The sequence below is a fragment of the Pseudohaliea rubra DSM 19751 genome (assembly GCF_000764025.1).
Taxonomy (GTDB): domain Bacteria; phylum Pseudomonadota; class Gammaproteobacteria; order Pseudomonadales; family Halieaceae; genus Pseudohaliea; species Pseudohaliea rubra.
Window position 1 is genome coordinate 34780 of record NZ_KN234757.1, and the last position, 22743, is coordinate 57522.

Sequence of the window (22743 nt, forward strand, 5' to 3'; positions counted from 1 at the left end):
GAGCATGAGTGCCAATGCATCGAATATAGACGACGCGGTAGGCGTGTGATCCAGACGAACAACCGGTACTTGTTACCCGCCATTGCTTGGCAAGGCAACGAAACCGGAATCATATCGGTCAGGCGCTCTCGTAAACGCGAGGTACAACTGTATGAAAGCTAAAGACTTTGGCGAAAAGTTCGACGAGGGCAAGGAAGACATCATCGATGATCTGGATCTTTCCGGCCTCAAGCGGCCCAATCAGACACCCCGGCGGGTCAATGTAGACTTCCCGGAGTGGATGGTGGCGTCCCTGGACCGGGAGGCCGCCCGGCTTGGCATTACTCGCCAGTCGATTATCAAGGTGTGGCTGGCGGAGCGGCTTGAGCAAAGCTCTCACAAATAGAGCACTGCGAGCGCCTATCGCGCCTCGTTTTCCTGAAAGCTTGAGAGGGGCCTGACCCGGCCTTGAAGTCTCAGGCGGCCACTCACCGTGCACAGTCATCCACACCCGCCGCCTCAGCCCGCAACCGCTCGATCTCTTCCTTGAGCGCCTCGTACTCCGCCAGCTTGCGGCGCAGGAAGTGGTTGGTCAGCCGCGCCTTGCCGGCCATGCCTTTGGGTGTGAGCAGGTAGGCGTAGCGGAGCTTGCGGTCAGACTTCGAGAAGTTCTCCATCTTGATCCAGCCCTTCTCGACCAGGGCCTTGAGGCAGTAGTTCAGGCCGCCCAGGCTGATGCCCAACTCCCGGGCCAGGTCGCGCTGGGTCAGGCTTACCTGCAAAGGCGCAGGACTCGAGAGATTCGGCCCCTCCAGCGCTTACAACCGGCCGTTTTGTCTATAGAGAAGCAGTAGCCGGGGGCGTACTGCAGGCTCCTACTGTCGTAACATGACATATTCTCACCGCAGCAGGAAGTTCAAGCACAGACGCGGTGGTAGCTGCCATTTTCTATTGGCTTAACCAGTCCTCCCGATTATGCCGCACGCGAAGAATCAAAACGTCATCGGCGCGAATCGTATAAAGCACGATGTGCGACCCGGCCGGGTGGACGCGAACCGCTGGGCGCAGTTCCGGCCGCAGCGGAGCGGCGTATGGATTCGCCGCAAGAAATTCAAAAGTGTGCTGCAGGTTTTGGTGGTAACGCCGCGCTTTGCCAACCCCGAAATTCTGGGCGCCGGCAACAAAGAGGTCTATGAGATCCTGCTCAGCCAGGGCAGTAAGGACATACCTCACTTGTCCCGCGCAAGCCTCGCAGTAGCTTCTGCCTGCAGCGAATCCATCGTTCTGACACCGTCTCCGCCAGCAAGCGCCTCGTCAATCAGCCCCTGAAGTTCAGCGATCCTGCCAGCGCGCTCCTGATCTCTTCGGATCAGGTCGCGAACATAGTCGCTGGCATTGCTATACCGGCCAGAACGGGAACATTCGTCGACCCAGGCTTTCATCGCATCCGGCAGGGAAACGTTCATAGTTGCCATCTGAGCACCTCCGCCCACAATCTTGGCAAGGTTTGCCAAAAACTGTCAACCGGCAACTCTTAGTTCGCCTGCTGCGCCGCCGCCTCCGTCTGCAATACGAGGAGCGCCACGCACTCTCACCATATCCGTCGATATGTCCATCCCACTCCCGGGCCAACAGATCAGCACGCGCGTGAAGATGGCGCTTGAGGCATAATGCGACTAATGCGCCGAGCCGCGCGCCTCATCGGCCGCCGACAGGGCGACCGAAACGAGTAATGAGACAAACGGATCCTGATGTCGTTTAAACTCCTGCAGCTTCTGGTCGCTTTCGGCGTCACCCTGGCCTTGCTTAGGCTGTTCGCCTCTATTGCCCCGCGCCTCAGCATCGTCGACCCGCCGAACCATCGAAAGCTGCATCAAGGCGAGGTACCTCTCGTTGGCGGGCTGGCTGTTTTCGGCGCCTTGCTGCTGGGTGCGCTGCTATGGGGAGATACCGAGGGCAATAGCCTCTCGGGCTATGGCAAGCCTCTCGCGGTGTTCTTCCTCGCTGGCGGCATACTGATTGTCGCCGGGCTCATCGACGACATGCGCCCGGTCAGCGTTTTCTCGCGGATACTGGTCGAGGTAGCTGTGGCCCTGCTGCTCATCGAAGGCCTCGAGCTGAGGCCCACAAACCTCGGTGATCTGTTTGGCACCGGCGATGTCCGCCTGACACCCTGGGTGGCCTACCCGTTTACGGTGATCTGCGTCTTCGGCGTCATTAATGCCTACAACATGCTCGACGGCATGGACGGCGTGGTGGCCGTCATAACGCTGATAACCCTCGCGGGCTTTCATCTGTTTTGTAATACACATCCGGGACTGATTACCATCTTCCTCAGCGGCGCGCTGTTCGCGTTCCTGGTCTCCAACCTGGACCTCTCGCCCCGGATACCCAAGACCTTCCTCGGTGACGCGGGCAGCAAACTCATGGGGCTGATTGTCGTGACGCTGCTATTGGCAGCCGCCGACGCCAACGTGACCGGCGTCAAATATATCGAGCCGGTCACGGCGCTATACCTGGTGGGCCTGCCCCTCTACGACATGACCTTTGTAACCCTGCGCCGCGTCGCCCGTGGCCGATCCCCAATCGCGCCGGATCGCACCCATATTCACCACCTCATGCAGACGGCAGGCATCAATGACCGTCGGGCGCTGATTCTGATCGCCACGCTTGGAGCCACCTTCCCCACCCTTGGCTTCGCCCTCGCCAGTGCAGGGGCTGCTACTCACTACCAATTCTGGATTTTTCTTGGCTTTTTTATCCTCTATTGCCTGTTCATGCGCGAGGCATGGCGCGGGGTAAGCCGCTCGGAGTAACAAACCATGAACGAACCGAAAGTCCCTCAACCCACTGCGGCGCCACCCGGCTACTACCCGGTAACTTTTGCCGAGGATGAGATAGACCTGTTTGAACTTGCCCTCACGCTCTGGCGGCAACGGTTGCTGGTGCTGGCAATCACCTTGGCAGCACCGCTACTGGCGGCGGGCTACCTCCTCCTCATCGCGGAACCCGTCTATGAAAGCGAGGCTCGCCTGCTGCCGCCGGCCGCGGGCAGTCTGGAGAAAATCGTCATCCCTCGGGATTCCTTGAACAGTTCCCCTGCAGGTGAAACCCGGCTGACGGTCACCGCTGAAGAGCCCGACGATGGGCTCACCATTGACTACCTCTCGGCACCGCCGATAGACGACATTTTCCAGCGTGTTGCTGAACAGCTGTTTGCTCAGGAGACCCGTCGGGCGGCCCTCCTGGCAATCAGCCCCCCCGAGGGCACGGGCCCCGGCCAGCATGCGGCTGGGTCATTCACCGTAGCCATGGAAAAGCCGGACCGCGGGAGTGAGCTCGGTGAAAGCTTGAGCGTGCGTTTCCGCGCGCCGGACCCGCAATTGGCCGCAGCAGCCGTAGCGGCGCTGGTGGCAGAAGCTCAAACGCGGGCAACGCAAGAACTCCTCGCCGGGCGCAGCGCGGTACTTGAGCGTCGCATCGAAATGCTCCAAGGCATGCTCGCCGCCAGCGTGGAGACCGCCCGACTCGCAGCTTCTCATCGCGCCACCCGGCTGCGAGCGGCAATCGAAACGGCCTCCTCCCTGGGCCTCGAGGACCCGGCACCTCTGGCCTCGCTATCCCTGCAGCCGGGCACCGACGATGCACTCTATCTGCGCGGCGCTCGCCTGCTGCGCGCCGAACTGAATGCCCTTGAAGCCCGGTCCGGCGACAGTAAAGGGGACGCTTTCCTGCCCTTCGCGCCGGATGCGGCCACTCTCGAAGCACAGATCGCCCATCTCCAGACCATCGTCACACAGCCCGTCGACGGCATTGAAGTGGCGCGGTTGGACCAGCCAGCAACGGTGCCGGCAGCCGCCGCTTCGCCCCGTCCTCGCATGGTGCTGGCCCTCGCCGCGGTCCTGGGGCTATTCGCCGGCATCGGCACGGCCCTTGTGCGCTCGGCCATCGGCAAGCGCCTGGAGCAGGAACGCCAGGGCTAGCGACTAATCGGTCGCACCCGCGCCGTAGGCACCCAGCACGTCGCCCGCCGCACCGTGAGCGCGGATCCGCCCCCCGTCAATCCACGCAGCCGTATCACACAACGCCGCCACCTGGTCCTCCTGGTGGGAAACGAGAACGACAGTCTGATCGCCGGTCAGCCGATCCTCCATCACGGCCCGGGCCTTTTTGCGGAAAGCCGCATCGCCCACACTGAGCACCTCGTCGATGAGCAGGATATCCACCCGCGTCATGATCGCCGTACTGAAGCCGAGGCGCGAGCGCATGCCGGCGGAGTAGGTGGCGACCGGCTCCTCAAAGGAGGGGCCCAGCTCGGAGAAGTCGCGGATCTCCCCGAGGAAGGCCTGCGCCTGGCGCCGCGTCGCGCCCTGGAGCATGGCGGAGAGCAGCGCGTTGTCGCGCCCGGAAAGCTGGGGCTGGAAGCCGAGGCCGAGGGTCAGCAGGCTGCAGCTGGCGCCGGGACGGCGCCACACAGTACCGGCGCGGGGCGCCAGCACCCCGGCGAGGAGCCGGAGCAGCGTGGTCTTGCCGGCGCCGTTGCGGCCGAGGATGCCCAGGGTCTCGCCGCGGTGGATACGCAGGGAAACATCGTCGAGCACCCGGTGCAGGCCGCGCTCGAAGTTGGCGCGGCGGGCGTGATAGCTGTGCGACACGCCCTGGAGTTCGAGCATCGGCTCAGCCGCCGCGCCAGCAAAGGCCGGGCGGCTCATGCGGTGATCGCCTTCAGGGCCAAAAACCGGCTCGTGCGCCGCAGGAGCAGCACCCCCGCCGCAACGAGAGCGGCAGCCCCGGCAGCTACCGCCGCAAGGTGAGCGAGGTCCGGCGCGGCGCCTTCCATGAGGACCTGCCGGTAGGCATCAATGATGAAGGCCACCGGGTTCAGCACCAGCACCGCCTCGGTCATGGCCGGGTCCGCCAGGCCGCGCACGTCCCAGAAGATGCCCGAGGTAAAGAGCAGAAAGATCATGCCCAGGGAGATAAGCATGCTGAAGTCGAAGGCGAGGCAGACGAGAAAGGCGCCGAAGAGCGAGAGCCCGACGATCATCAGGTAATTCACAAGCACCACCGGGATCAACCAGGCCCAGCCGGGGCTGACCCCGTACCCCTTGAACCAGAGGACAATGAACAGCAGCAGGAACACCGACGCCTGCTTGTAGAGCCCCTCCTGGATCGTCGCCAGGGGAAACAGGCTCTTCGGTACGTCGACCTTGCCAATCAGCCCCTTGCTGGCGACGATGCTGCGCGAAGCCTGGTTCACGGATTTGGAGAACCAGATGAAGGTGAGCTTGCCGCACATAAGGAAGACCAGGAAATCAGGGCGCTTGTTGCCCAGCACCACCTCGAAAACCACATAGAACACCGCAACGTAGAGCAGGGGCTCCAGTACCCACCACAGGTAGCCGAAAAAGAAGCGGGCAGCGTCGGCCTTCAGCGCCATGCGCGCCATGGTATCGACGAGGGTGAAATAGTGCCTGAAGGTCATCGGTGGGCCGGTCTCTCGCGAGGGCGCTATGTTACCAACTTGCCACGCGCTAACATACGGCCCATGCCCCCACGTACTCCCAGCCCATCGCCGGCGCGCAAGCGCTTCGGCCAGAACTTCCTCCAGGACGATATGGTCATCCACCGTATCGAGAGCGCCGTCGCACCCCGGGAGAACAACCACCTGGTGGAAATCGGCCCCGGGCGCGGAGCGCTCACGGAGGCCCTGGTGAGCACCGGCTGCCGCTTCGATGCCATCGAGCTGGACCGGGACCTCGCCGCGGGGCTGCTGGCGGCCTTCAGCATCTATCCACGCTTTCGGCTGCACAAGGCCGATGCGCTCAAGTTCGACTTCGCCGCGCTGCGCGAAGGCCCCGGGGCGCCGCGGCTGCGGGTGGTGGGCAACCTGCCCTATAACATCTCCACGCCGTTGATCTTCCGGCTTCTGGACCAGGCAGAGCTGGTGGAGGACATGCACTTCATGCTCCAGCGCGAAGTGGTGGAGCGCCTGGCAGCGAGCCCAGGCAGCGGGCAGTGGGGGCGCCTCGGCATCATGGCCCAGTACCGCTGCCAGGTAGAGGCGCTTTTCGACGTGCCGCCGGAGGCCTTCCACCCGCAACCGAAGGTGCAATCCGCGGTGGTGCGGCTGGTGCCCTGGCGGGAATCGCCCTGGCCCGCCTGCGATGTCGCGGCGCTGCGGGCGACGGTGCAGGCAGCTTTTGCCCAGCGCCGCAAGACCTTGCGCAATAACCTCAAAGCCCTTACAACGGACGACGTTCTCGCTGACCTCGGCATCGACCCCGGGGCCCGCGCGGAAACCCTCGAACTCCCGGATTTCATCAGGCTGACGAACGCCCTCTCGGGCAGTGACACCGGCAACGAGACAGGCGACGACTAAGGCAATGAGCGAATCAGGCCCGGACCAGGTCCACATCGACGTACAGACCACCTACCTCCCCTCCCATTCCAACCCGGAGGAGGCGCAGTACACCTTTGCCTACACCATCTCGATCAGCAATCTCGGTGACGGGCCGGTGCAGCTGCTGTCCCGGCACTGGCAGATCACCGATGGCAATGGCGAGGTGCAGGAGGTGCGGGGTGCCGGCGTGGTCGGCGAGCAGCCGGTGATCGAGCCCGGGCGCTACTTCCGCTACACCAGCGGGGCAACGCTGCCCACCCCCGTGGGCTATATGCAGGGGGAGTACACCATGGTGCCGGCGGGCGAAACGGCCGTCGATCCGGCGGCGCAGCCTGCCTTCGAGGTGCCGATCCCGGCCTTCACCCTGCACACCCCCACCGCGCTCAACTGACGCCCGTACCCGCGACGGTGGCTGATTCTCATGGCGAACCTGCATGACTGACCTGCATGACTGATTACGTCGTCGGGGATATCCAGGGCTGCCTGCCGCCCCTCGAGCGCCTGCTGGCCCGGGTGCACTTCTCGCCGGACCGGGACCTACTCTGGTCCGTGGGCGACATCGTCAACCGTGGCCCCGCCTGCCTCGACACCCTGCGCTTTCTCTACGAGCGCCGCGACAACCTGCGCCTCGTGCTCGGCAACCACGACCTGCATCTCCTCGCGGCCCGCACCGGCGCGCGCAAGCTGTCGCCGTCGGACACGCTCGAGCCGATTCTCCGCGCCCGGGACAGCGACCGGCTCCTGGACTGGCTGCAGGAGCAGCCGCTGCTGCGCCGGGCGGGGGATGACCTGTTTGTTCACGCCGGTATTCCGCCGCAGTGGGACAGCACCACGGCCGAAGACCGGGCCCGGGAAGTGGCAGCGGCACTCACGGGGCCCGATTGCGATCGCTTCTTCGGCCACATGTACGGTAACAGGCCCGCGACCTGGGCCGACGACCTCACCGACTGGCCGCGGCTGCGCCTGATCACCAACTTTTTAACCCGCATGCGCTACTGCGCCGCCGACGGCACCCTGGACCTCGAGAACAAGGGCCCGCCGGACGCTGACAGCGAGGACGCGCCCTTCCGGCCCTGGTTCCGCCACCCGCACCGCCTCGCCGCCGGCGAGCGGGTGATCTTCGGGCACTGGGCGGCCCTTGGCGGCGACACCGGCGACGAACGCTTTGTCGGCCTCGATACCGGTTGCGTCTGGGGCGGCGAGCTCACCTTCTTCAACCTCGACAGCGGCGAGCGCCTCGGCGAACGCTGCGGCGACTGACCGCGGCTCCTCTGCGGGCTACACTGGCCCTATGGAAACTTACCTGGTCGGCGGCGCCGTGCGCGACGAACTCCTCGGGCACCCCTTCACGGAGAAGGACTGGGTGGTGGTCGGTGCCCGCCCCGAGGATCTGCTCGAGCAAGGCTATACCCCCGTGGGCAAGGATTTCCCGGTGTTCCTGCACCCGGAGTCGAAGGAGGAGTTCGCCCTGGCCCGCACGGAACGCAAGCAGGGCCACGGCTACACCGGCTTCGCGGTGCACGCGGCCCCCGAGGTCTCCCTGGAAGAGGACCTGCGTCGCCGGGACCTGACCGTCAACGCCATGGCACGGGATCCGGATGGGCACCTCATCGACCCCTACGGCGGGCAGCGGGATCTCGAAGCCCGGGTGCTCCGCCATGTCTCGCCGGCCTTCGTCGAGGACCCGCTGCGGGTGCTGCGCACGGCCCGCTTCGCCGCCCGCTATCACCACCTGGGCTTCCACATTGCCCCGGAAACGCTGGCGCTCATGGGCGAGATCGTCACCCAGGGGGAGCTCGAACACCTGCCCGCGGAGCGGGTCTGGACGGAGACGGAGAAGGCCCTGCACGAGGCCGATCCGGCGGTCTACATCGCGGTGCTGAAGGCCTGCGGCGCCCTCGCGGCGCTGGCCCCGGAACTGGACCGGCGCAGCGACGCGGCCCTGGCGCAGCTGACAGCGGCGGCAGCGCACAGCGACGACAGCGCGCTGCGCTTCGCGGCCCTGGTTCACGGCCTGGAACCCCCGGCTCTCGAGCGGCTCTGCGAGCGGCTGAAGGTGCCGCGGCGGCACCGGGAGCTGGCCCTGCTGCTGGCGGCCCAGGCCGGGCGAGCCGCCCGGGCGAGGACCCTCAGCAGCGAGGAGCTGCTGGTGCTGCTGGAGGCCGCGGGGGCGCTGCGCGACAACGGCCGCTTCGAGGCATTCATCGAGGGCGCCGCAGCCCTGGCCGGCGACGACTTCCCGGCGGACTACCTGCGCCGGGCCCGCGACCTGGCGCGTGACGTCTCCGCCGCATCCTTTGTCGCCGAAGGCCTCACAGGCAAGGCCATCGGCCAGGCCATGGAGGCCGAGCGCATCCGCCGGCTCAACGCTCTCGCCGTCAGTCCAGCCGGGGAGTGAGCTCGACGCCGCGCCAGGAGAAAGCGACGGCGCGGATCGGCTGCGCGGCCTGGTCGAAACGCGCCCAGAGCTCCGCATAGGTCTCGCCGCAGGCCGGATGTCGCTCCTCGGGAGCAAGCGCCGCCAGCGGGCGCAGGACGAAAGCGCTGGTGAGAATCTCCCCCCGCGGCAGCTCGACGCCCTCCCCGGTGCCCACCCGGTCACCGTAGGTCAGGATATCGATATCCAGGCGCCGCGGACTGTTGCGGGTCGCCTGCGGCGGACGCCCGTGCGCACGCTCGAGGGCCCGCAGCTCGTCGGCCAGGGCGCGCAGCGGCAGGTCGCCGTCGACGCCGACAACGAGATTGAGGAAAGGATCGCCTGCAAAGCCCAGGGCCGGCGCCTCATAGACCGGCGAGATGGCCAGCTGGCCGAAGCGCGCCGCCAGGGCGTCTAGGGCGATAGCCACGTGACGCTCGCGCTCGATATTACTGCCAATGCCCAGGTAAATACGGGGCATCAGGGGCGGGCACCGCGCTCGATGAGGACCCCCACATCCTCCACCTCCGCGACAGCGCCGGGTTTGGCGAGGCGCAGGCGCAGCCAGGGCACGGCGAACTCCTCCCGCAGGAGCGTGGCTACACCCTCGGCAAAAGTCTCCACCAGCTGCCACTGGTTCTCGGCGCCGTAGCGGCGCAGGCGCTGGCACACAGCATCGTAGTCGAGGGCACCGGCCACGTCGTCCGTCGCCGCCGGGCCGGCGATATCCGCCGCCAGCTCGAGATCCAGCACGAGCGTCTGGCGCACCGTGCGCTCCCAGCCATAGACGCCGATGACCGTATCCACGCGCAGGCCGCGGATGAAGACGCGATCACTCATGGGGCCGCAGCCCCTGCCGGAGCGGCAATGGCGGTGAGCTCGTCCATGGGCCAGCGCGGCCGGACGCGGGCGTCCGGGCCGTCCACCTCGCCGGCGGCGAGGCGACAGGCACCGGCATAGGCGATCATCGCGCCGTTGTCGGTGCAGAACGCCGGCGCCGGGTAGAAAACCTGTGCCTCCCGGGCGCTCAGGCTGTCTGCCAGCCGCGCCCGCAGGCGCCGGTTGGCACTCACGCCACCGGCCATGACCAGGGTGGACAGCCCCTCCTGCTCCAGGGCCCGCCGGCACTTGATGACCAGCGTATCCACTACGGCCTCCTCGAAGGCCCGGGCGATATCGGCCTTATCCCGCTGCGAGAGTTCCTCGTCACCGGCGCATTCACGCAGGGTGACCAGCGTATGCGTTTTCAAACCGCTGAAGCTGAAATCGAGGCCCGGCCGGTTGACCATGGGCCGGGGGAAGGTGAAGCGCTGCGGATCGCCGTCCGCCGCCAGGGCGGCCACCTGCGGCCCCCCGGGGTAGGGCAGGCCGAGCATCTTGGCCACCTTGTCGAAGGCCTCGCCTGCGGCATCATCCACCGATTCGCCGAGGAGCCGGTAGGCGCCGATGCTATCGACCCGGACCAGCTGCGTGTGCCCGCCGGAAACCAGCAGCGCCACAAAGGGGAACCCGGGGGCCACGTCCTCCAGCATGGGAGCCAGCAGATGGCCTTCCATGTGATGTACGCCGAGGGCCGGCACGCCCCAGCCGGCGGCAAGGCCGCGGGCCAGGGTCGCTCCCACGAGCAGAGCGCCGACCAGCCCGGGCCCGCCGGTATAGGCCACCGCATCGATGTCTGCCGGCACGCTGCGGGCATCCGCCAGCACCTGCTTAAGCAGCGGGACGACGCGCCGCACGTGGTCCCGGGAGGCAAGCTCCGGCACCACGCCGCCATAACGCGCGTGCATGGCTACCTGGCTGTGCAGAGCATGCGCCAGCAGACCGCTGTCTGTATCGTAGACCGCGACGCCGGTTTCGTCGCAGGATGTCTCCAGGCCCAGAACCCGCATGTGCCTTCCCCGGGTCGAAAAGAGGGCGCATGATACCGCCCGCGGGCCGAGAACACACCGTCGCAGGCTTTGCATTACACACACCTTCTGTATAAAATGCGCGCCCTTTACTGTACTGCAGGTGCAGGGCCACCCGGGGTCTGCACGAACGATGAACAAACAGGTGAGGTTATATGCCGCACATCAAGGTTAAAGAAAACGAGCCCTTTGACGTGGCCCTGCGCCGCTTCAAGCGCTCCTGTGAAAAGGCCGGTGTACTGTCCGAAGTGCGTCGCCGCGAGCACTACGAAAAGCCCACCACGGTGCGCAAGCGCGCCCAGGCGGCTGCCGTCAAGCGCCACCTGAAGAAGCTCTCCCGCGAAAACCGCAAGCGCACCCGCCTCTATTGAGGCGGCGTCCGACAGGACCGACACGGTGAGCGACGGCAGCATTCCCGAGCAGGTCAGGGCCGCCATGAAGGCGGCAATGAAGGCCCGCGAGAAGGAGCGCCTCGCCGCCATCCGCCTGATTCAGGCGGAATTCAAGCGCATAGAAGTCGATGAGCGCATCGACATCGATGACGCCCGGGCGCTATCCATCCTCGACAAAATGGTCAAGCAGCGCCGCGATTCCCAGGCCCAGTACGAAGAGGCCGGACGTGCCGAACTGGCTGCGCAGGAAGCAGCGGAGATTGATGTCATCGCCGAGTTCCTGCCCACGCCCCTGACGGACGCGGAGCTCGAACAGCTGGTGGACGCGGCCATCGCGGCCCAGGGCGCCGCCGGCATGCAGGCCATGGGCGCCGTCATGGGTGAACTCAAGCCGAAGCTCGCCGGCCGTGCCGACATGGGCGCCGTGAGCAAGCTGGTCAAGGCTCGCCTCTCCGGCTAGCGGCAGTGCAATCTTACCCGGCCCGGCCCTGCGCCGATTCCCAGGAGCGCTGACCATGGCCGGCCGCATCCCGCAGAACTTCCTCGACGACCTCCTTGAGCGGGTCGATATCGTCGATGTTGTCGACCGGCGCGTAAAGCTGCGCAAGACCGGCAAGAACTACAGCGCCCGCTGTCCCTTTCACGACGAAAAGACCCCCTCCTTCACCGTGAACCCGGAGAAGCAGTTCTACTACTGCTTCGGCTGCGGCGCCGGCGGCAATGCCCTCGGCTTTCTCATGGACTACGACAACGTCGACTTCCCGCAGGCCGTGGAGAACCTCGCCGGCACCGTCGGCCTCGAGGTGCCCCGGGAGGCCGGGACCCGCGGCAGCAGCGGCGGGGGCAGCGAAGACCGGCACAAGCCCCTGTTCAGTCTCCTTGAGGAGGCCGCCACCTTTTATCAGAGAGCCCTGCGGACTGACCCGGCCGCCGAACGCGCCGTGGGCTATCTGCGCGGCCGCGGCCTGACCGGGGAAATCGCCCGGGACTTCGGCCTCGGCTTCGCACCGCCGGGCTGGGATAACCTGCTCGAGGCCCTGGGCACAGACGAGGCCCGGCGGGACCGGCTGCTGGTTACCGGCATGCTCGTGCGCAACGATAGCGGACGGATTTACGACCGCTTCCGCGATCGGGTGGTGTTCCCGATCCGCGACCAGCGTGGCCGGGTGGTGGCCTTCGGCGGCCGGGTGCTGGGGGACGACAAACCGAAATACCTGAACTCACCGGAAACACCGGTATTCCACAAGGGCCGGGAGCTCTACGGCCTTTACGAAGCCCGCCAGCACAACCGCAAACTGGAACGGCTGCTCGTCGTGGAGGGCTACATGGATGTAATCGCCCTGGCACAGCACGGCATCCGCAACGCTGTGGCCACCCTGGGCACGGCCACCAGCCAGACTCACCTCGAGCGCATCTTCCGCCTCTGCCCGGAGGTCGTGTTCTGCTTCGACGGCGACGAGGCGGGGCGCAAGGCCGCCTTTCGTGCGCTGGAGGCCACGCTACCGGCCATGACTGACGGCCGCCAGGCGCGTTTCCTGTTCCTGTCGGAGGGCGAGGATCCGGACACGCTGGTGCGCGCCCGGGGGTCGGAGCACCTCCGCGGGCTCACCGACAGCGCCGCTCCCCTGGAGACGTTCCTTTTCGAGGCCTGCGCCGAAGGCATCGATCGCGACACCCTCGAGGGACGAGCGCGCTATGCGCGGGCGGTCCTGCCGCACCTGCGCACGCTCCCCCAGGGGGTCTACCGGGAGCTCATGTTCCGCGAACTCGCCGAGCGCACGGGGCTCGAGCTTGCCAGCCTCATGGCCCTGGAGGCACCGCCGCCGCCCCGGGAAACGGCGCCAGCGGGGCCAGGGAAGGACGCCGCGGAGGCCGCCCGGCCGACCCCGGCGCCGCGACGGCGCTCACCGCTCACAGTGCGGCGCAGCGGCCACGCCAACCTGCTGCAAAGTGCCATCGCCCTGCTCCTGCACCAGCCTGCGGCCGCGCGCCATGCAGACCCCACGGCGCTGGCGGGCCTCCAGGGCGAGGAAGCGGCCCTGCTCCATGCCATGGTGACGCTGCTCCAGCGCCACCCTGAATCCAGTACCGCCATGCTTCTCGGGCACTGGCATGGCACCCCGGAAGGGGAGCTCCTGGGCCACCTGGCGGGCCAGGAGCGGTTGATTCCCGCCGATGGCATCGAGGCCCAGTTCCGCGCCACCATCCACCGCCTGCTCGCCCAGCCGGAGCGAGAGCGCATCGTGGCCCGGGTCGACAAATTAAGAAGCACCGACTACGCTCAGATGGGCGCAGAGCAAAAACAAGAATTGAGGGAGCTGCTACATCAGCTGCAGCAACTGGACAGGCAGTCTCGCAACGACCGCCGCTAGCGCGATTATCAACCGCCTCGCCCAGGACAAGCGGCCGCCACAAGCGGCCCGGATAACGGCCAGATATATTAGACGACATTTTCCCGGACATTTTGTGGGCAAATACCCGCAACACCCGCTATAATGGCCGGCTCTATTTCTTCTCTTTATCGCTGATTTGCAAAGGTTTTCCTGAATGACGAGCGTCGTGAAGCAGCAGTCTCGGCTGAAGTCCCTGATTGCCAAGGGCAAGGAGCAGGGCTACCTCACTTACGCGGAGGTCAATGATCACCTCCCCGACGACATCTCCGATCCGGACCAGGTCGAAGACATCATCCAGATGATCAACGACATGGGGATCCATGTCTACGAACAGGCGCCGGATGCGGACGAGCTGCTCATGACCGAGGGCGACAGCTCCGCCGATGACATCGCCGCCGCCGAGGCCGCTGCGGCCCTGGCGGCGGTGGAGACGGAGGCGGGCCGCACCACGGACCCGGTGCGCATGTACATGCGCGAGATGGGTACCGTCGAGCTGCTCACCCGCGAGGGCGAGATTGTCATTGCCAAACGCATCGAGGAAGGCATCCGCGAGCTCATGGCTGCCCTCGCCTTCTACCCGGGCGCGGTGAAGTCCATACTCGACGAATATGCCGCGGTCACCCGCGAGGAGCGCAAGCTCAGCGATGTGCTCGTAGGTTACCTCGACCCGGCCGAGCACGTGCCCTCCGCCGCCCAGATCGCCGAGGCGGCCGCCAAGGACGACAGCGACGACGACAACGACGGCGGGCCGGACCCCGTCGAGGCCAAGAAGCGCTTTACCGCCCTCAAGCGGCAATACAACAAGGCGGAAAAGGCCATCGCAGCCAAGGGCCGCCAGCATGGCGAGACTGCTGAAGAGCTGGAAAAGCTCGGCGAGCTGTTCAAGTTCTTCAAGCTGACGCCGCGGGTCTTCGAGCCGCTGAATGAGATGGCGCGCACCGCCCTCGGACAGGTCCGGGAGCAGGAGCGCGAGATCATGCGCATCGCCGTGCGGGAATCCGCCATGCCGCGGAAGGAATTCATCTCCTCCTTCCAGGGCGCCGAAGCGGATCTCAAGTGGGTCAGCCGCCACGCCCGCAAAAAGGACTATGGCAGCAAGCTAACGGCACGCAAGGACGACATCCAGCGCGCCCAGCGGCGCATCCAGCAGATCGAGGAAGACACCGGCCTCACGGTCTCCGAGATCAAGGAGATCAACCGCCGCATGAGCATGGGCGAGGCCCGTGCCCGCCGCGCCAAGAAGGAAATGGTCGAGGCCAACCTGCGCCTGGTGATCTCCATCGCCAAGAAGTACACCAACCGGGGCCTGCAGTTCCTGGACCTCATCCAGGAAGGCAACATCGGTCTCATGAAGGCCGTCGACAAGTTTGAATACCGCCGCGGCTACAAGTTCTCGACCTACGCCACCTGGTGGATCCGGCAGGCCATTACCCGCTCCATTGCGGATCAGGCCCGGACCATCCGCATCCCGGTGCACATGATCGAGACCATCAACAAGCTGAACCGTATCTCCCGGCAGATGCTCCAGGAAATGGGCCGTGAGCCCACCCCGGAAGAGCTCGGCGAGCGCATGGAGATGCCCGAGGACAAGGTGCGCAAGGTGCTCAAGATCGCCAAGGAGCCCATCTCCATGGAGACGCCCATCGGCGACGATGAAGATTCCCATCTCGGCGACTTCATCGAGGACACGACGATCCATTCCCCGGTGGACTCCGCAACGGGGCAGGGCCTGATGGAGGCGACGAAGGACGTGCTTTCCGGCCTCACCGCCCGCGAGGCGAAGGTGCTGCGCATGCGCTTCGGCATCGACATGAACACGGACCACACGCTCGAGGAAGTCGGCAAACAGTTCGACGTGACCCGCGAGCGCATCCGCCAGATCGAAGCCAAGGCCCTGCGCAAGCTGCGCCACCCGACCCGCTCGGATTACCTGCGCAGCTTCCTCGACGAGTGACGCCCGGTGGCGCCCGCCGCTGGGCCGGGCGGGCGCCATGGCCTATACTCCGCGCCTGTACGGGCCCATAGCTCAGTTGGTTAGAGCAGTCGACTCATAATCGATTGGTCGCAGGTTCGAGCCCTGCTGGGCCCACCATGTCCTTCCGGTCCTTTCCGGGCACATAGGTGACACTTTATTCCGAGCACATAGGCGAGACTTCCGGAGCGAAGCCAGCCGTTGTCGGACCTGGCGCCCGAAATGGCGAACTTCATAGCAAGTAGTTGGAAGTCGGCTTTACGCTCGGAGGGATACACCTCTGATGAGCTGCAAGACTACGCGCACGCGTTTCAGCACGAGGAGAGCAACCGCGCCTTGGCAATTTGACTATGCTGGCAGGCAGCGGCTTGTAATCAGAAAACCTGCGGTTCTGCTCCAGGCCGCGGCCGGACCCGTATCCCTGACGAGACCGTCCCTGCCGGCAATGCAGCGCTTCCGGCGACACCCCGGGGCCCGGCTGCGTCAGTACCTAGCCTTGCTCGACAGCGTGAGTGCCGCGCACTGGAGTGATCTCGGCGGCACCCTGGGCGGCTCGACACTGCGTCGGGCGGGGACGTGTTCGTGGCCGGGCACGGGCAGGAAATCAGTCCTGCAGTGACTGATAGATTTCGTGCTCTACCATTCTCGCCATCGATACGAGCGCATTCCGGTCTCGTAGCGTCATTGACCTGGGCTGCGGGTCAAAGATACACAGCGTGCCCAGGGGCAGACCTGTGGGATCGCGGAGAACAGCACCGGCATAAAAACGGATGTAAGGGTCCGAGGTGACAAGGGGATTGTCCTTGAATCTGGGATCCTCGCTGGCATCTTCGACGACCAGGTACTGGTCTTCATGGATTGAATGAGCACAGAAGGCGATGTCCCTCGACGTCTCGTCAGCGTCGAGACCGCACTTGGAGAGAAACCATTGCCGATCGGCATCAACCAGAGAAATGACAGCCGTGGCAACGTCAAAGACGGTCTGCGCAAGCTCCGTGAACCGATCGAAGCGTGCTTCCGGTTGGGCATCCAGGAGCCCCGTCGCCCGCAGAGACGCAAGCCTCTCGGATTCCCGATCGTGCGGCAAGGGACGGGAACCGACCCGCTTCGCACTGCCATACTCCGTCATGAGCTAGCACCTGTTACCACCATGCTCTACAGACTAAGGTTTTTCATTTTGCAACACAACCCGGCTCGACCCATGGAGACTCAACCCGCCCCCGCGCAGGTATCATAGGCTTCTAAGGCGTATAGAGCTCATCAGTAGCCCGCCGCGAGCGTCCGCCGGTGATCGCTGACCGCAGCCGACTGGCGGAGCTGTCACAACGGCTGGTCTGCGCGATCCGGCAAAAGGCGACGGCAATAAGAGCTGTGAGTTGAGCGGCATCTATAGCTATCATGGGCGTGAAAGGCTCCTGCGAAACGCCGCAAGAGATCAGCTGGCCTAAGGACGCGCAAGAGCCGGCTGCCGCTGCATATCACTTATCTGCTGCCAGGAAGTTCGCACCATGAAGAAAAAATTCTTCGCAATGGCAAGCATCAAAAGCTCCGCGGCCTACACTTACGCGGCACTGGAGAGCTTCTTCAAGAATACACAGCTGGCACCGCGTGACAGCTTCATGCTGATCGATAATGACGGCAGCCTGGATCGTCAAAAACTGCAACCCTATGAAGGCATTGAGTATCGGCGGAATAACTGGCCACGAAGTTTCGCGGCCAACCTCAACCAAGCGATGGAGAGCGCCTCGGAGAAAGGCGCCGATCTCTACTTCCTGAACAATGACCTCATTTTCAGTCAGGAATGGCTAACAGCCGTCGAGCACGCTGGCGACACCGTAGCAATACCTGCCTCTAACGCCCAATTTACTTACCGGGCCGGACCGTTTCAGCTACATCCGTTCATGGATCTGGACGACTATCTGGGAAAGGAATCATATTTTGAAGCGATTGCCGCCGCACACCGCAGAGAGAACCGCGGCTTTCGGCCCTGTTATCGGGCGCCTTATTTCTGCGTCAAAATACCGCAGGCGGTCTACGATCGCGTCGGGCAACTGGATGAGCGCTTCGGAGCCGGAGGCGGCGAAGACATGGATTACTCAATCAGGCTGCTTCAACACGGTTTTCAACTGGGGCACGTGCTTGATTCGTTCGTACTGCACTTCCAAGGGAAATCAACCTGGCGTGGCAATGAGACTCTGCAGGAAACAAGGCACCGGAACGCAGCTTATCTGGCAGCCTTCGAGCACAAGTGGGGACACGTCCTGACAGGGCTGTTCCTCCTTGGCGACAAAACCGCGCTCACCGCCCATCCAGAGGCTGCATTTGACCTTTCAAAAGGCGCATATCGCCAAGCGATCGAGCGCCTAATGCCCAAACATCAACAGGCAACCTGAACTCGCACCATGAAAATAGCCTTGCTCCTCAACTCCACTTTCGACGGCGACGCCCTGGAGCAAAGGCCGCTTGGCGGAACAGAAACCGCCGCGCTTGGTATGTCCAGGGCCCTGGCAGCACTGCATGACGTCGAGGTGACACTATTCTCCAGGACAGAGCGCCCAGGGCGCTACAGTGGCGTAGAGCACCTCCCGTCACATCAACTGGCCGCATGGTCCACACGGAACCAGCCTGACATCTTTCTTGTAATCCGCAGCTGGCTCCCCCTCTGGCTCCCCATATATGCACGCTGCCGAGTATTTCTTTCACCGGACGCCCACGATCAACCGAGCATGCAATCTGCGCTGACAGCGACCATCAGGGTTGGCGGAGAGGTCAAGGACGTCACGGTGCTTGATCCGAAGTTGATCTACCCTGACATCGACCAGTTCTTCTGCGTCAGCGAATGGCAGGCACGCACGTTCATACAAGCTCATTCCATACCCAGAGAACGGATCTTTATAACGGGGAACGGAATATTCCCCGATAACTTTGCGGATATGCCGCTGCCTGAGAGAGCCCCGCGGCTTGTTTACAGCGCCACACCATTCCGCGGGCTGGAATACATGCCCGAATACTTCAGTGCTCTTAGGCGAGAGCATCCGGAGCTGGGCTTCGATGTCTGCAGCGGGATGGCCTTGTACGGTCACACGCGGGAGGAAGACGAGAAAGCTTACGGGGCCCTCTACAAGGAATTACAGGCGTCAGGAGCAGAGGTGCACGGGCCGCTAAAGCAGAAAAAACTGGCTGAAATCATGTGTAAGGCACGCATTTACACCTACCCCAACATCTTCGAGGAAACATTCTGCATATCGGTACTTGAAGCACAAGCCGCCGGCTTGGCGGTTGTGACGAGCAAGAAGGCAGCGTTGGCCGAGCGTATCGAACACGGTGTCGATGGCTTCCTGATCGAGGGCCACCCGTCAGAACGATCATACCGGGACGCATTTCTATCGACGGTAGATAGGCTGCTGACAGATCAGGACCTCTGGGCGACGGTCAGCGCACGGGCCCGGGATACAGCGATGCGTCAGAGCTATCGCCAACTGGCCGAGTCGTGGATGGGCTGCTTCAACGAGCTTCTCAAACTGCAGAAAAAACCACGCCTGCCCGATATTCCACGCATTCCGGCGGTGGACATCGGAGAGGCCAGGTCTGGTAAAGCTGCGTTAACGATTCCGGGAGATAAGATTGCAGACTATCTGCCGCAGACTTTCCGCGAATATGGCTTCGAATAGCCCCCCGGCGAAGCCGGGCGACGATTTGTCTTAAAAACGCGACCTCGCGGAGACGCGTCGAGATGCACGGTGCATCAAGCCTGCGCCGCGCAGTTAAATACAGGCGTATACGATGCAATAAGGAGCGCGCAATGGAATCAGTTTGCGGCACTTCGACTGAAGCCTGCCTGAAGTTCCTGGCCGACCTGTCACAACCATTAGTTTACGTCCCGTCAAAAGGCGGTGGCGATCAAACAGAACACCAGGGGAATTTCCGCACGCACGCGGTCACGGTTCGCGATGCCCGACAGGTGCTGCCTGCCACAGACCTCGACAGGGAAGGGTTCACGCTTCTTCAGCACCGCAGCGCCGTGGACAACTTTTACGACGATGAAGCTCTGAGCAACACCTATCATGGCGAGCTGATCGATCTGCTCACGACCCGTACCGGCGCGCGCCGGGTCGAGGTGTTCGACGACACACGCCGGAGCGCCTCCCTCGCCCGGCAGCGGGAACGGGGCATCCGTGAGCCGGCGAACATCGTGCACAATGACTACACGGCGGCGTCCGGCCCGCGCCGTCTCGACGATTTCTTCGCTGACACGCCGGAAGAAGCTGCGGTGCTCCGCCAGCGACGCTTCGCCATCATCAATGCCTGGCGCCCGATCCGGGGACCGGTGCTCGACCAGCCGCTGGTGCTCTGCGATGCAAGCACCGTGGAGGAAGGCGACCTCGTCGCCATGGAGCGGCGGGGCGAGGTACGCACCGGCAAGCTGCAGGTGGCATGCCACAACCCAGCGCAGCGCTGGTACTACTATCCCCGCATGCAGCCCGACGAGGTGCTGCTGTTCAAGACCTACGACTCGGCAGAGGATGGACGGGCACGTTTTACCCTCCATTCGTCCTTTGCAGATCCCGCAGCACCCGCGGCTGCACCACCGCGGGAAAGCCTCGAGACCCGCTGCCTGGTGTTCTTCTGACGGCGGTACTACATCACTCTGGCTGACCGCAGTCGCAGAGACGGGTGACTTCTCCGTGGCGGCGGCCTACCCTTCAATGCTGAAGGTCGGCCGCGGGGGCCGAAGACGCGATCGATCGTGTCCAGCAAAACGAGGAGAATAACCATGGACGTTTTCACGAAGGCCGTCGCTATCGCGAGCCTCACCGTTCTGACCGCACTGCCGGCAAGCGCAGACGAGCTGGTGCACATGGCACCGCCCGGTGCCCTGGCCGACCTGCCCTTTTCCGAGGCGGTCATCTACGACGACTTCATCTTCCTGAGCGGCCAGCTCGGTGTCGACCCGGCGACGGGCAAGCTGGTTGACGGCGGCGTCGGCCCGGAAACCCGGCAGACCATGGAAAACATCCAGGCCACGCTCGCCCGCGCCGGCGCGACCATGAATGATGTGCTCAAGTGCACTGTTTTCATGGCCGACATCGACGAATGGGCCGCCATGAACGCCGAGTACATCAAGTTCTTCGACAAGAAGCCGGCGCGCAGTGCCCTGGGTACCGCCGGCGGCATCGCCCTCGATGCCCGCACGGAGATCGAGTGCCTGGCGGCAGCGCCGGATACCGACGAAGACTAACGCCCGGACAACCCCTCGCCATGCCCCGGGAGCGTCCGGGGTGCTCAGCCATTGACCGTATACCGTATCAAGGAATAACCATGCCCGGCCTTCCCGCCCTCACCGTGATGACGGCCTGCCTTTTTGCGCCGCTGACCGGCGCCACCGGCAACAATTCGCTCAAAACGGAGGTTATCGCCTCCGTCGATGCTCCGGTAGACGCCCTGGCCAAACGCAGTGAGGAGCTCTGGGGCTACGCCGGGGCCGCCGCCGCTTGACTTGGAACAGTGAGCCAGACCCAGTGAGTAACCCGGAGCCCGGCGAACGGCCCGGCGGTGCGGGCGGCGGTGCTCTAAATTGGCCCCTGTTCGCGCTGACGGCCGGCTTCATCGCCGCGTTCTGCGGCCTCGCCGTCTTCAGCGCCGGAACCCTGAATCAGCTGGTCGATGCCAGCTTCGCCTGGTCGGCCCGCTTTTTTGGCCTCTACTGGCAGCTGCTGTTGCTGGCGACCTTCTTTGTGGGCCTGCTCATAGCCCTCCTGCCCGGCGGCCGCAGCGTTCTCGGCGGCCTGGCAGTGCCGGAGTTCAACCTGTTCCAGTGGGGCTCGATGATCATGTGCACGCTGCTCGCCGGCGGTGGTGTGTTCTGGGCCGCGGGGGAACCCCTGGCGCACTTTGTCGAGGTACCGCCGGCCTTTCCGGGCGTGGAGGCGACCACCCGGGAGGCCGTGCCCTATGCCCTGGCACAGTCCTTCCTGCACTGGGGCTTCCTCGCCTGGGCCATTCTCGGCAGCCTGACCGCGGTCATGCTCATGCACTATCACTACGACGAGGGGCTGCCGCTGGCGCCGCGGACCCTGCTCTACCCGGTGTTCGGCCGGCACGCCATCGACGGGCCGATCGGCGACCTGGCCGATGCGGTCTGCATCATCGCGGTAGTCGCGGGCACCGTCGGGCCCATCGGGTTCCTTGGCCTGCAGGTGAGCTACGGCCTTGAGGCGCTGTTCGGCATCCCGGACCGCTTTCTCACCCAGGCATTGGTAATCGGCGCACTGATGGTGGTCTACCTGGCATCGGCGATCAGCGGCATCGGCCGCGGTATCCAGTTCCTGAGCCGGGTGAACATGGTGCTGGGCGGCCTGCTGCTGGTGTTCATCCTGGTGGCGGGGCCTTCCCGCTTTATCTTCAGCAGCTTTTTCTCCGGGCTGGGAACACACCTCACCAACTTTTTCGACCTGGCTCTGTACCGGGGCGACGCCGAGGTCTTCGGCCCCGCCGGCTGGCTCGGGTGGTGGACGGTGTTCTTCTGGGGCTGGTTCATCGGCTACGGACCGCTCATGGCGATCTTCATCGCCCGGATCAGCCGGGGCCGGTCGATCCGCGCCATTGTGATCATGCTGTCGCTCGCCGCGCCGCTGATCACCATGGGCTGGTTCACGATCCTCGGCGGCGCGGGGCTTGGGCTGGAGCTGGCGGACCCGGGGGTCATTTCCGGGCCCATGGCCGGGCTCAACCTGCCGGCAGCACTGCTGGCGGTCACCCAGGCCATGCCGCTCGGCTTCATCGTCTCGCTGCTGTTCCTGCTGCTGACTACCATCTTCGTCGCCACCACCGGCGACTCCATGACCTACAGCCTGGCTGTTTCCCTGTCGCCGGGCGGCCACCCGTCGACGGCGATGCGTGTCTTCTGGGGCGCCGCCATGGGCGCCATGGCGCTGGTGCTTGTGTCTCTCGGCACCGGCGGTATCGGCAAGCTGCAGAGCTTTATCGTGGTCACCGCCGTGCCCGTGTCGCTGGTGCTCCTGCCCTCGCTCTGGGATGCGGTGCGCATCACCCTGGCCCGGAGCCCGGCGCGCTGAACACCGGGGCGGTCAGAGCCTGGGAGCGAGCCACTGCGCATAGGCAAAGACCAGCAGCCCGAGCCCGAGCCATAAGCTGACGGCGAGGAAGGCGGCCACCAGCCAGCGCCTCACGGGTTTTCGTCCTCAACGGCGCTGCGCCAGGACGCTCCGGCGGTGATCTGCATCAAGCACCCGAGGCGCTGTTGGCGGCAGAATAGGTGTT

26 protein-coding genes and 1 tRNA gene are annotated in these 22743 nt (G+C 64.6%); 18 read left to right on the plus strand and 9 right to left on the minus strand.

Annotation, left to right across the window (positions count from 1 at the left end):
• Positions 1-151: 151 nt before the first annotated feature.
• Positions 152-385 carry a type II toxin-antitoxin system BrnA family antitoxin gene (brnA, locus tag HRUBRA_RS06755; protein ID WP_035515714.1) on the plus strand — a complete coding sequence of 78 codons (234 nt, stop codon included), beginning with the start codon at positions 152-154 and terminating at the stop codon, positions 383-385.
• A gap of 82 nt (positions 386-467) precedes the next feature.
• Here brnA and HRUBRA_RS06760 read toward each other — a convergent pair whose 3' ends face one another.
• The 3 genes from HRUBRA_RS06760 to HRUBRA_RS06770 form a co-directional block, all read right to left on the minus strand.
• Positions 468-761 (minus strand): MarR family EPS-associated transcriptional regulator, encoded by a 294-nt coding sequence (locus HRUBRA_RS06760; RefSeq protein ID WP_236629805.1) that lies wholly within the window; start codon positions 759-761, stop codon positions 468-470.
• A 166-nt stretch (positions 762-927) separates the two neighbouring features.
• Complete coding sequence (locus tag HRUBRA_RS15790; RefSeq protein WP_035515716.1) at positions 928-1212, minus strand: type II toxin-antitoxin system RelE/ParE family toxin; 285 nt, start codon at positions 1210-1212, stop codon at positions 928-930.
• Entirely contained in the window at positions 1209-1454 is a 246-nt protein-coding gene (locus HRUBRA_RS06770; RefSeq protein ID WP_035515717.1) for a type II toxin-antitoxin system ParD family antitoxin, read from the minus strand. The genes HRUBRA_RS15790 and HRUBRA_RS06770 overlap by 4 nt, the downstream gene beginning before the upstream one ends.
• Positions 1455-1730: 276 nt before the next feature.
• Between HRUBRA_RS06770 and HRUBRA_RS06775 the strand changes: the two genes are divergently transcribed.
• Together HRUBRA_RS06775 and HRUBRA_RS06780 are read left to right on the plus strand one after the other, a co-directional pair.
• Complete coding sequence (locus HRUBRA_RS06775; RefSeq protein WP_035515720.1) at positions 1731-2795, plus strand: undecaprenyl-phosphate alpha-N-acetylglucosaminyl 1-phosphate transferase; 1065 nt, start codon at positions 1731-1733, stop codon at positions 2793-2795.
• Positions 2796-2801: 6 nt separating this feature from the next.
• Complete coding sequence (locus tag HRUBRA_RS06780) at positions 2802-3962, plus strand: Wzz/FepE/Etk N-terminal domain-containing protein (protein WP_035515722.1); 1161 nt, start codon at positions 2802-2804, stop codon at positions 3960-3962.
• A 3-nt stretch (positions 3963-3965) separates the two neighbouring features.
• On the opposite strand, the gene HRUBRA_RS06785 is transcribed toward HRUBRA_RS06780, so the two are convergent.
• A complete protein-coding gene (locus HRUBRA_RS06785) occupies positions 3966-4691 on the minus strand; it encodes an ABC transporter ATP-binding protein (RefSeq protein ID WP_052094483.1) in 726 nt (241 codons plus the stop codon).
• Positions 4688-5464 (minus strand): ABC transporter permease, encoded by a 777-nt coding sequence (locus tag HRUBRA_RS06790; RefSeq protein WP_035515723.1) that lies wholly within the window; start codon positions 5462-5464, stop codon positions 4688-4690. The genes HRUBRA_RS06785 and HRUBRA_RS06790 overlap by 4 nt, the downstream gene beginning before the upstream one ends.
• A 63-nt stretch (positions 5465-5527) precedes the next feature.
• Between HRUBRA_RS06790 and rsmA the strand changes: the two genes are divergently transcribed.
• The 4 genes from rsmA to HRUBRA_RS06810 are packed head-to-tail and all read left to right on the plus strand — an operon-like array spanning position 5528 to position 8780.
• A complete protein-coding gene (rsmA, locus tag HRUBRA_RS06795) occupies positions 5528-6361 on the plus strand; it encodes a 16S rRNA (adenine(1518)-N(6)/adenine(1519)-N(6))-dimethyltransferase RsmA (protein ID WP_035515725.1) in 834 nt (277 codons plus the stop codon).
• 4 nt (positions 6362-6365) lie between these two features.
• Positions 6366-6773 carry a Co2+/Mg2+ efflux protein ApaG gene (gene apaG, locus HRUBRA_RS06800; protein WP_035515727.1) on the plus strand — a complete coding sequence of 136 codons (408 nt, stop codon included), beginning with the start codon at positions 6366-6368 and terminating at the stop codon, positions 6771-6773.
• 56 nt (positions 6774-6829) lie between these two features.
• Positions 6830-7642 (plus strand): symmetrical bis(5'-nucleosyl)-tetraphosphatase, encoded by an 813-nt coding sequence (locus HRUBRA_RS06805; RefSeq protein WP_035515728.1) that lies wholly within the window; start codon positions 6830-6832, stop codon positions 7640-7642.
• A gap of 31 nt (positions 7643-7673) precedes the next feature.
• On the plus strand, positions 7674-8780 hold the full coding sequence (locus tag HRUBRA_RS06810) for a CCA tRNA nucleotidyltransferase (protein ID WP_035515729.1): 1107 nt from the start codon (positions 7674-7676) through the stop codon (positions 8778-8780).
• On the opposite strand, the gene folK is transcribed toward HRUBRA_RS06810, so the two are convergent.
• The 3 genes from folK to tsaD are packed head-to-tail and all read right to left on the minus strand — an operon-like array spanning position 8761 to position 10687.
• A complete protein-coding gene (gene folK / locus HRUBRA_RS06815; protein ID WP_035515731.1) occupies positions 8761-9279 on the minus strand; it encodes a 2-amino-4-hydroxy-6-hydroxymethyldihydropteridine diphosphokinase in 519 nt (172 codons plus the stop codon). The two genes, HRUBRA_RS06810 and folK, sit on opposite strands and share 20 nt — an antisense overlap.
• On the minus strand, positions 9279-9638 hold the full coding sequence (gene folB, locus HRUBRA_RS06820) for a dihydroneopterin aldolase (RefSeq protein WP_035515733.1): 360 nt from the start codon (positions 9636-9638) through the stop codon (positions 9279-9281). The genes folK and folB overlap by 1 nt, the downstream gene beginning before the upstream one ends.
• Entirely contained in the window at positions 9635-10687 is a 1053-nt protein-coding gene (tsaD, locus tag HRUBRA_RS06825; RefSeq protein WP_035515734.1) for a tRNA (adenosine(37)-N6)-threonylcarbamoyltransferase complex transferase subunit TsaD, read from the minus strand. The genes folB and tsaD overlap by 4 nt, the downstream gene beginning before the upstream one ends.
• A gap of 173 nt (positions 10688-10860) precedes the next feature.
• Here tsaD and rpsU point away from each other — a divergent pair, with 173 nt between their 5' ends.
• From rpsU to HRUBRA_RS06850, 5 genes are all read left to right on the plus strand, one after another.
• Positions 10861-11076, plus strand: coding sequence for a 30S ribosomal protein S21 (rpsU, locus tag HRUBRA_RS06830; protein WP_035515737.1), 216 nt, complete (start codon positions 10861-10863; stop codon positions 11074-11076).
• A 25-nt stretch (positions 11077-11101) separates the two neighbouring features.
• A complete protein-coding gene (locus tag HRUBRA_RS06835; RefSeq protein ID WP_035515739.1) occupies positions 11102-11557 on the plus strand; it encodes a GatB/YqeY domain-containing protein in 456 nt (151 codons plus the stop codon).
• A 55-nt stretch (positions 11558-11612) separates the two neighbouring features.
• Complete coding sequence (gene dnaG, locus HRUBRA_RS06840; RefSeq protein WP_035515740.1) at positions 11613-13469, plus strand: DNA primase; 1857 nt, start codon at positions 11613-11615, stop codon at positions 13467-13469.
• Positions 13470-13644: 175 nt separating this feature from the next.
• Complete coding sequence (gene rpoD / locus HRUBRA_RS06845) at positions 13645-15444, plus strand: RNA polymerase sigma factor RpoD (protein WP_035515741.1); 1800 nt, start codon at positions 13645-13647, stop codon at positions 15442-15444.
• A 61-nt stretch (positions 15445-15505) separates the two neighbouring features.
• Positions 15506-15582, plus strand: a tRNA-Ile gene (locus tag HRUBRA_RS06850).
• Between the two features lie 484 nt (positions 15583-16066).
• On the opposite strand, the gene HRUBRA_RS06855 is transcribed toward HRUBRA_RS06850, so the two are convergent.
• A complete protein-coding gene (locus HRUBRA_RS06855; protein ID WP_052094484.1) occupies positions 16067-16591 on the minus strand; it encodes a GAF domain-containing protein in 525 nt (174 codons plus the stop codon).
• Positions 16592-16970: 379 nt separating this feature from the next.
• Between HRUBRA_RS06855 and HRUBRA_RS06860 the strand changes: the two genes are divergently transcribed.
• The 6 genes from HRUBRA_RS06860 to HRUBRA_RS06880 all read left to right on the plus strand — a co-directional run bounded on the left by HRUBRA_RS06860 (position 16971) and on the right by HRUBRA_RS06880 (position 22538).
• Entirely contained in the window at positions 16971-17855 is an 885-nt protein-coding gene (locus HRUBRA_RS06860; RefSeq protein ID WP_035515742.1) for a glycosyltransferase family 2 protein, read from the plus strand.
• A 333-nt stretch (positions 17856-18188) separates the two neighbouring features.
• Positions 18189-19133 carry a glycosyltransferase family 4 protein gene (locus HRUBRA_RS06865; protein ID WP_161787604.1) on the plus strand — a complete coding sequence of 315 codons (945 nt, stop codon included), beginning with the start codon at positions 18189-18191 and terminating at the stop codon, positions 19131-19133.
• 131 nt (positions 19134-19264) lie between these two features.
• Positions 19265-20092: a CmcJ/NvfI family oxidoreductase gene (locus tag HRUBRA_RS06870; protein WP_035515746.1), complete on the plus strand. Its 828-nt coding sequence runs from the start codon at positions 19265-19267 to the stop codon at positions 20090-20092.
• 144 nt (positions 20093-20236) lie between these two features.
• Positions 20237-20701, plus strand: coding sequence for a Rid family hydrolase (locus tag HRUBRA_RS06875; protein ID WP_084592511.1), 465 nt, complete (start codon positions 20237-20239; stop codon positions 20699-20701).
• An 80-nt stretch (positions 20702-20781) separates the two neighbouring features.
• Positions 20782-20958 carry a hypothetical protein gene (locus HRUBRA_RS15280; RefSeq protein ID WP_154664296.1) on the plus strand — a complete coding sequence of 59 codons (177 nt, stop codon included), beginning with the start codon at positions 20782-20784 and terminating at the stop codon, positions 20956-20958.
• A gap of 23 nt (positions 20959-20981) precedes the next feature.
• The gene (locus tag HRUBRA_RS06880) at positions 20982-22538 is read left to right on the plus strand and encodes a BCCT family transporter (RefSeq protein WP_035515749.1); all 1557 of its coding nucleotides are present in this window, start codon (positions 20982-20984) and stop codon (positions 22536-22538) included.
• Positions 22539-22743 lie beyond the last annotated feature (205 nt).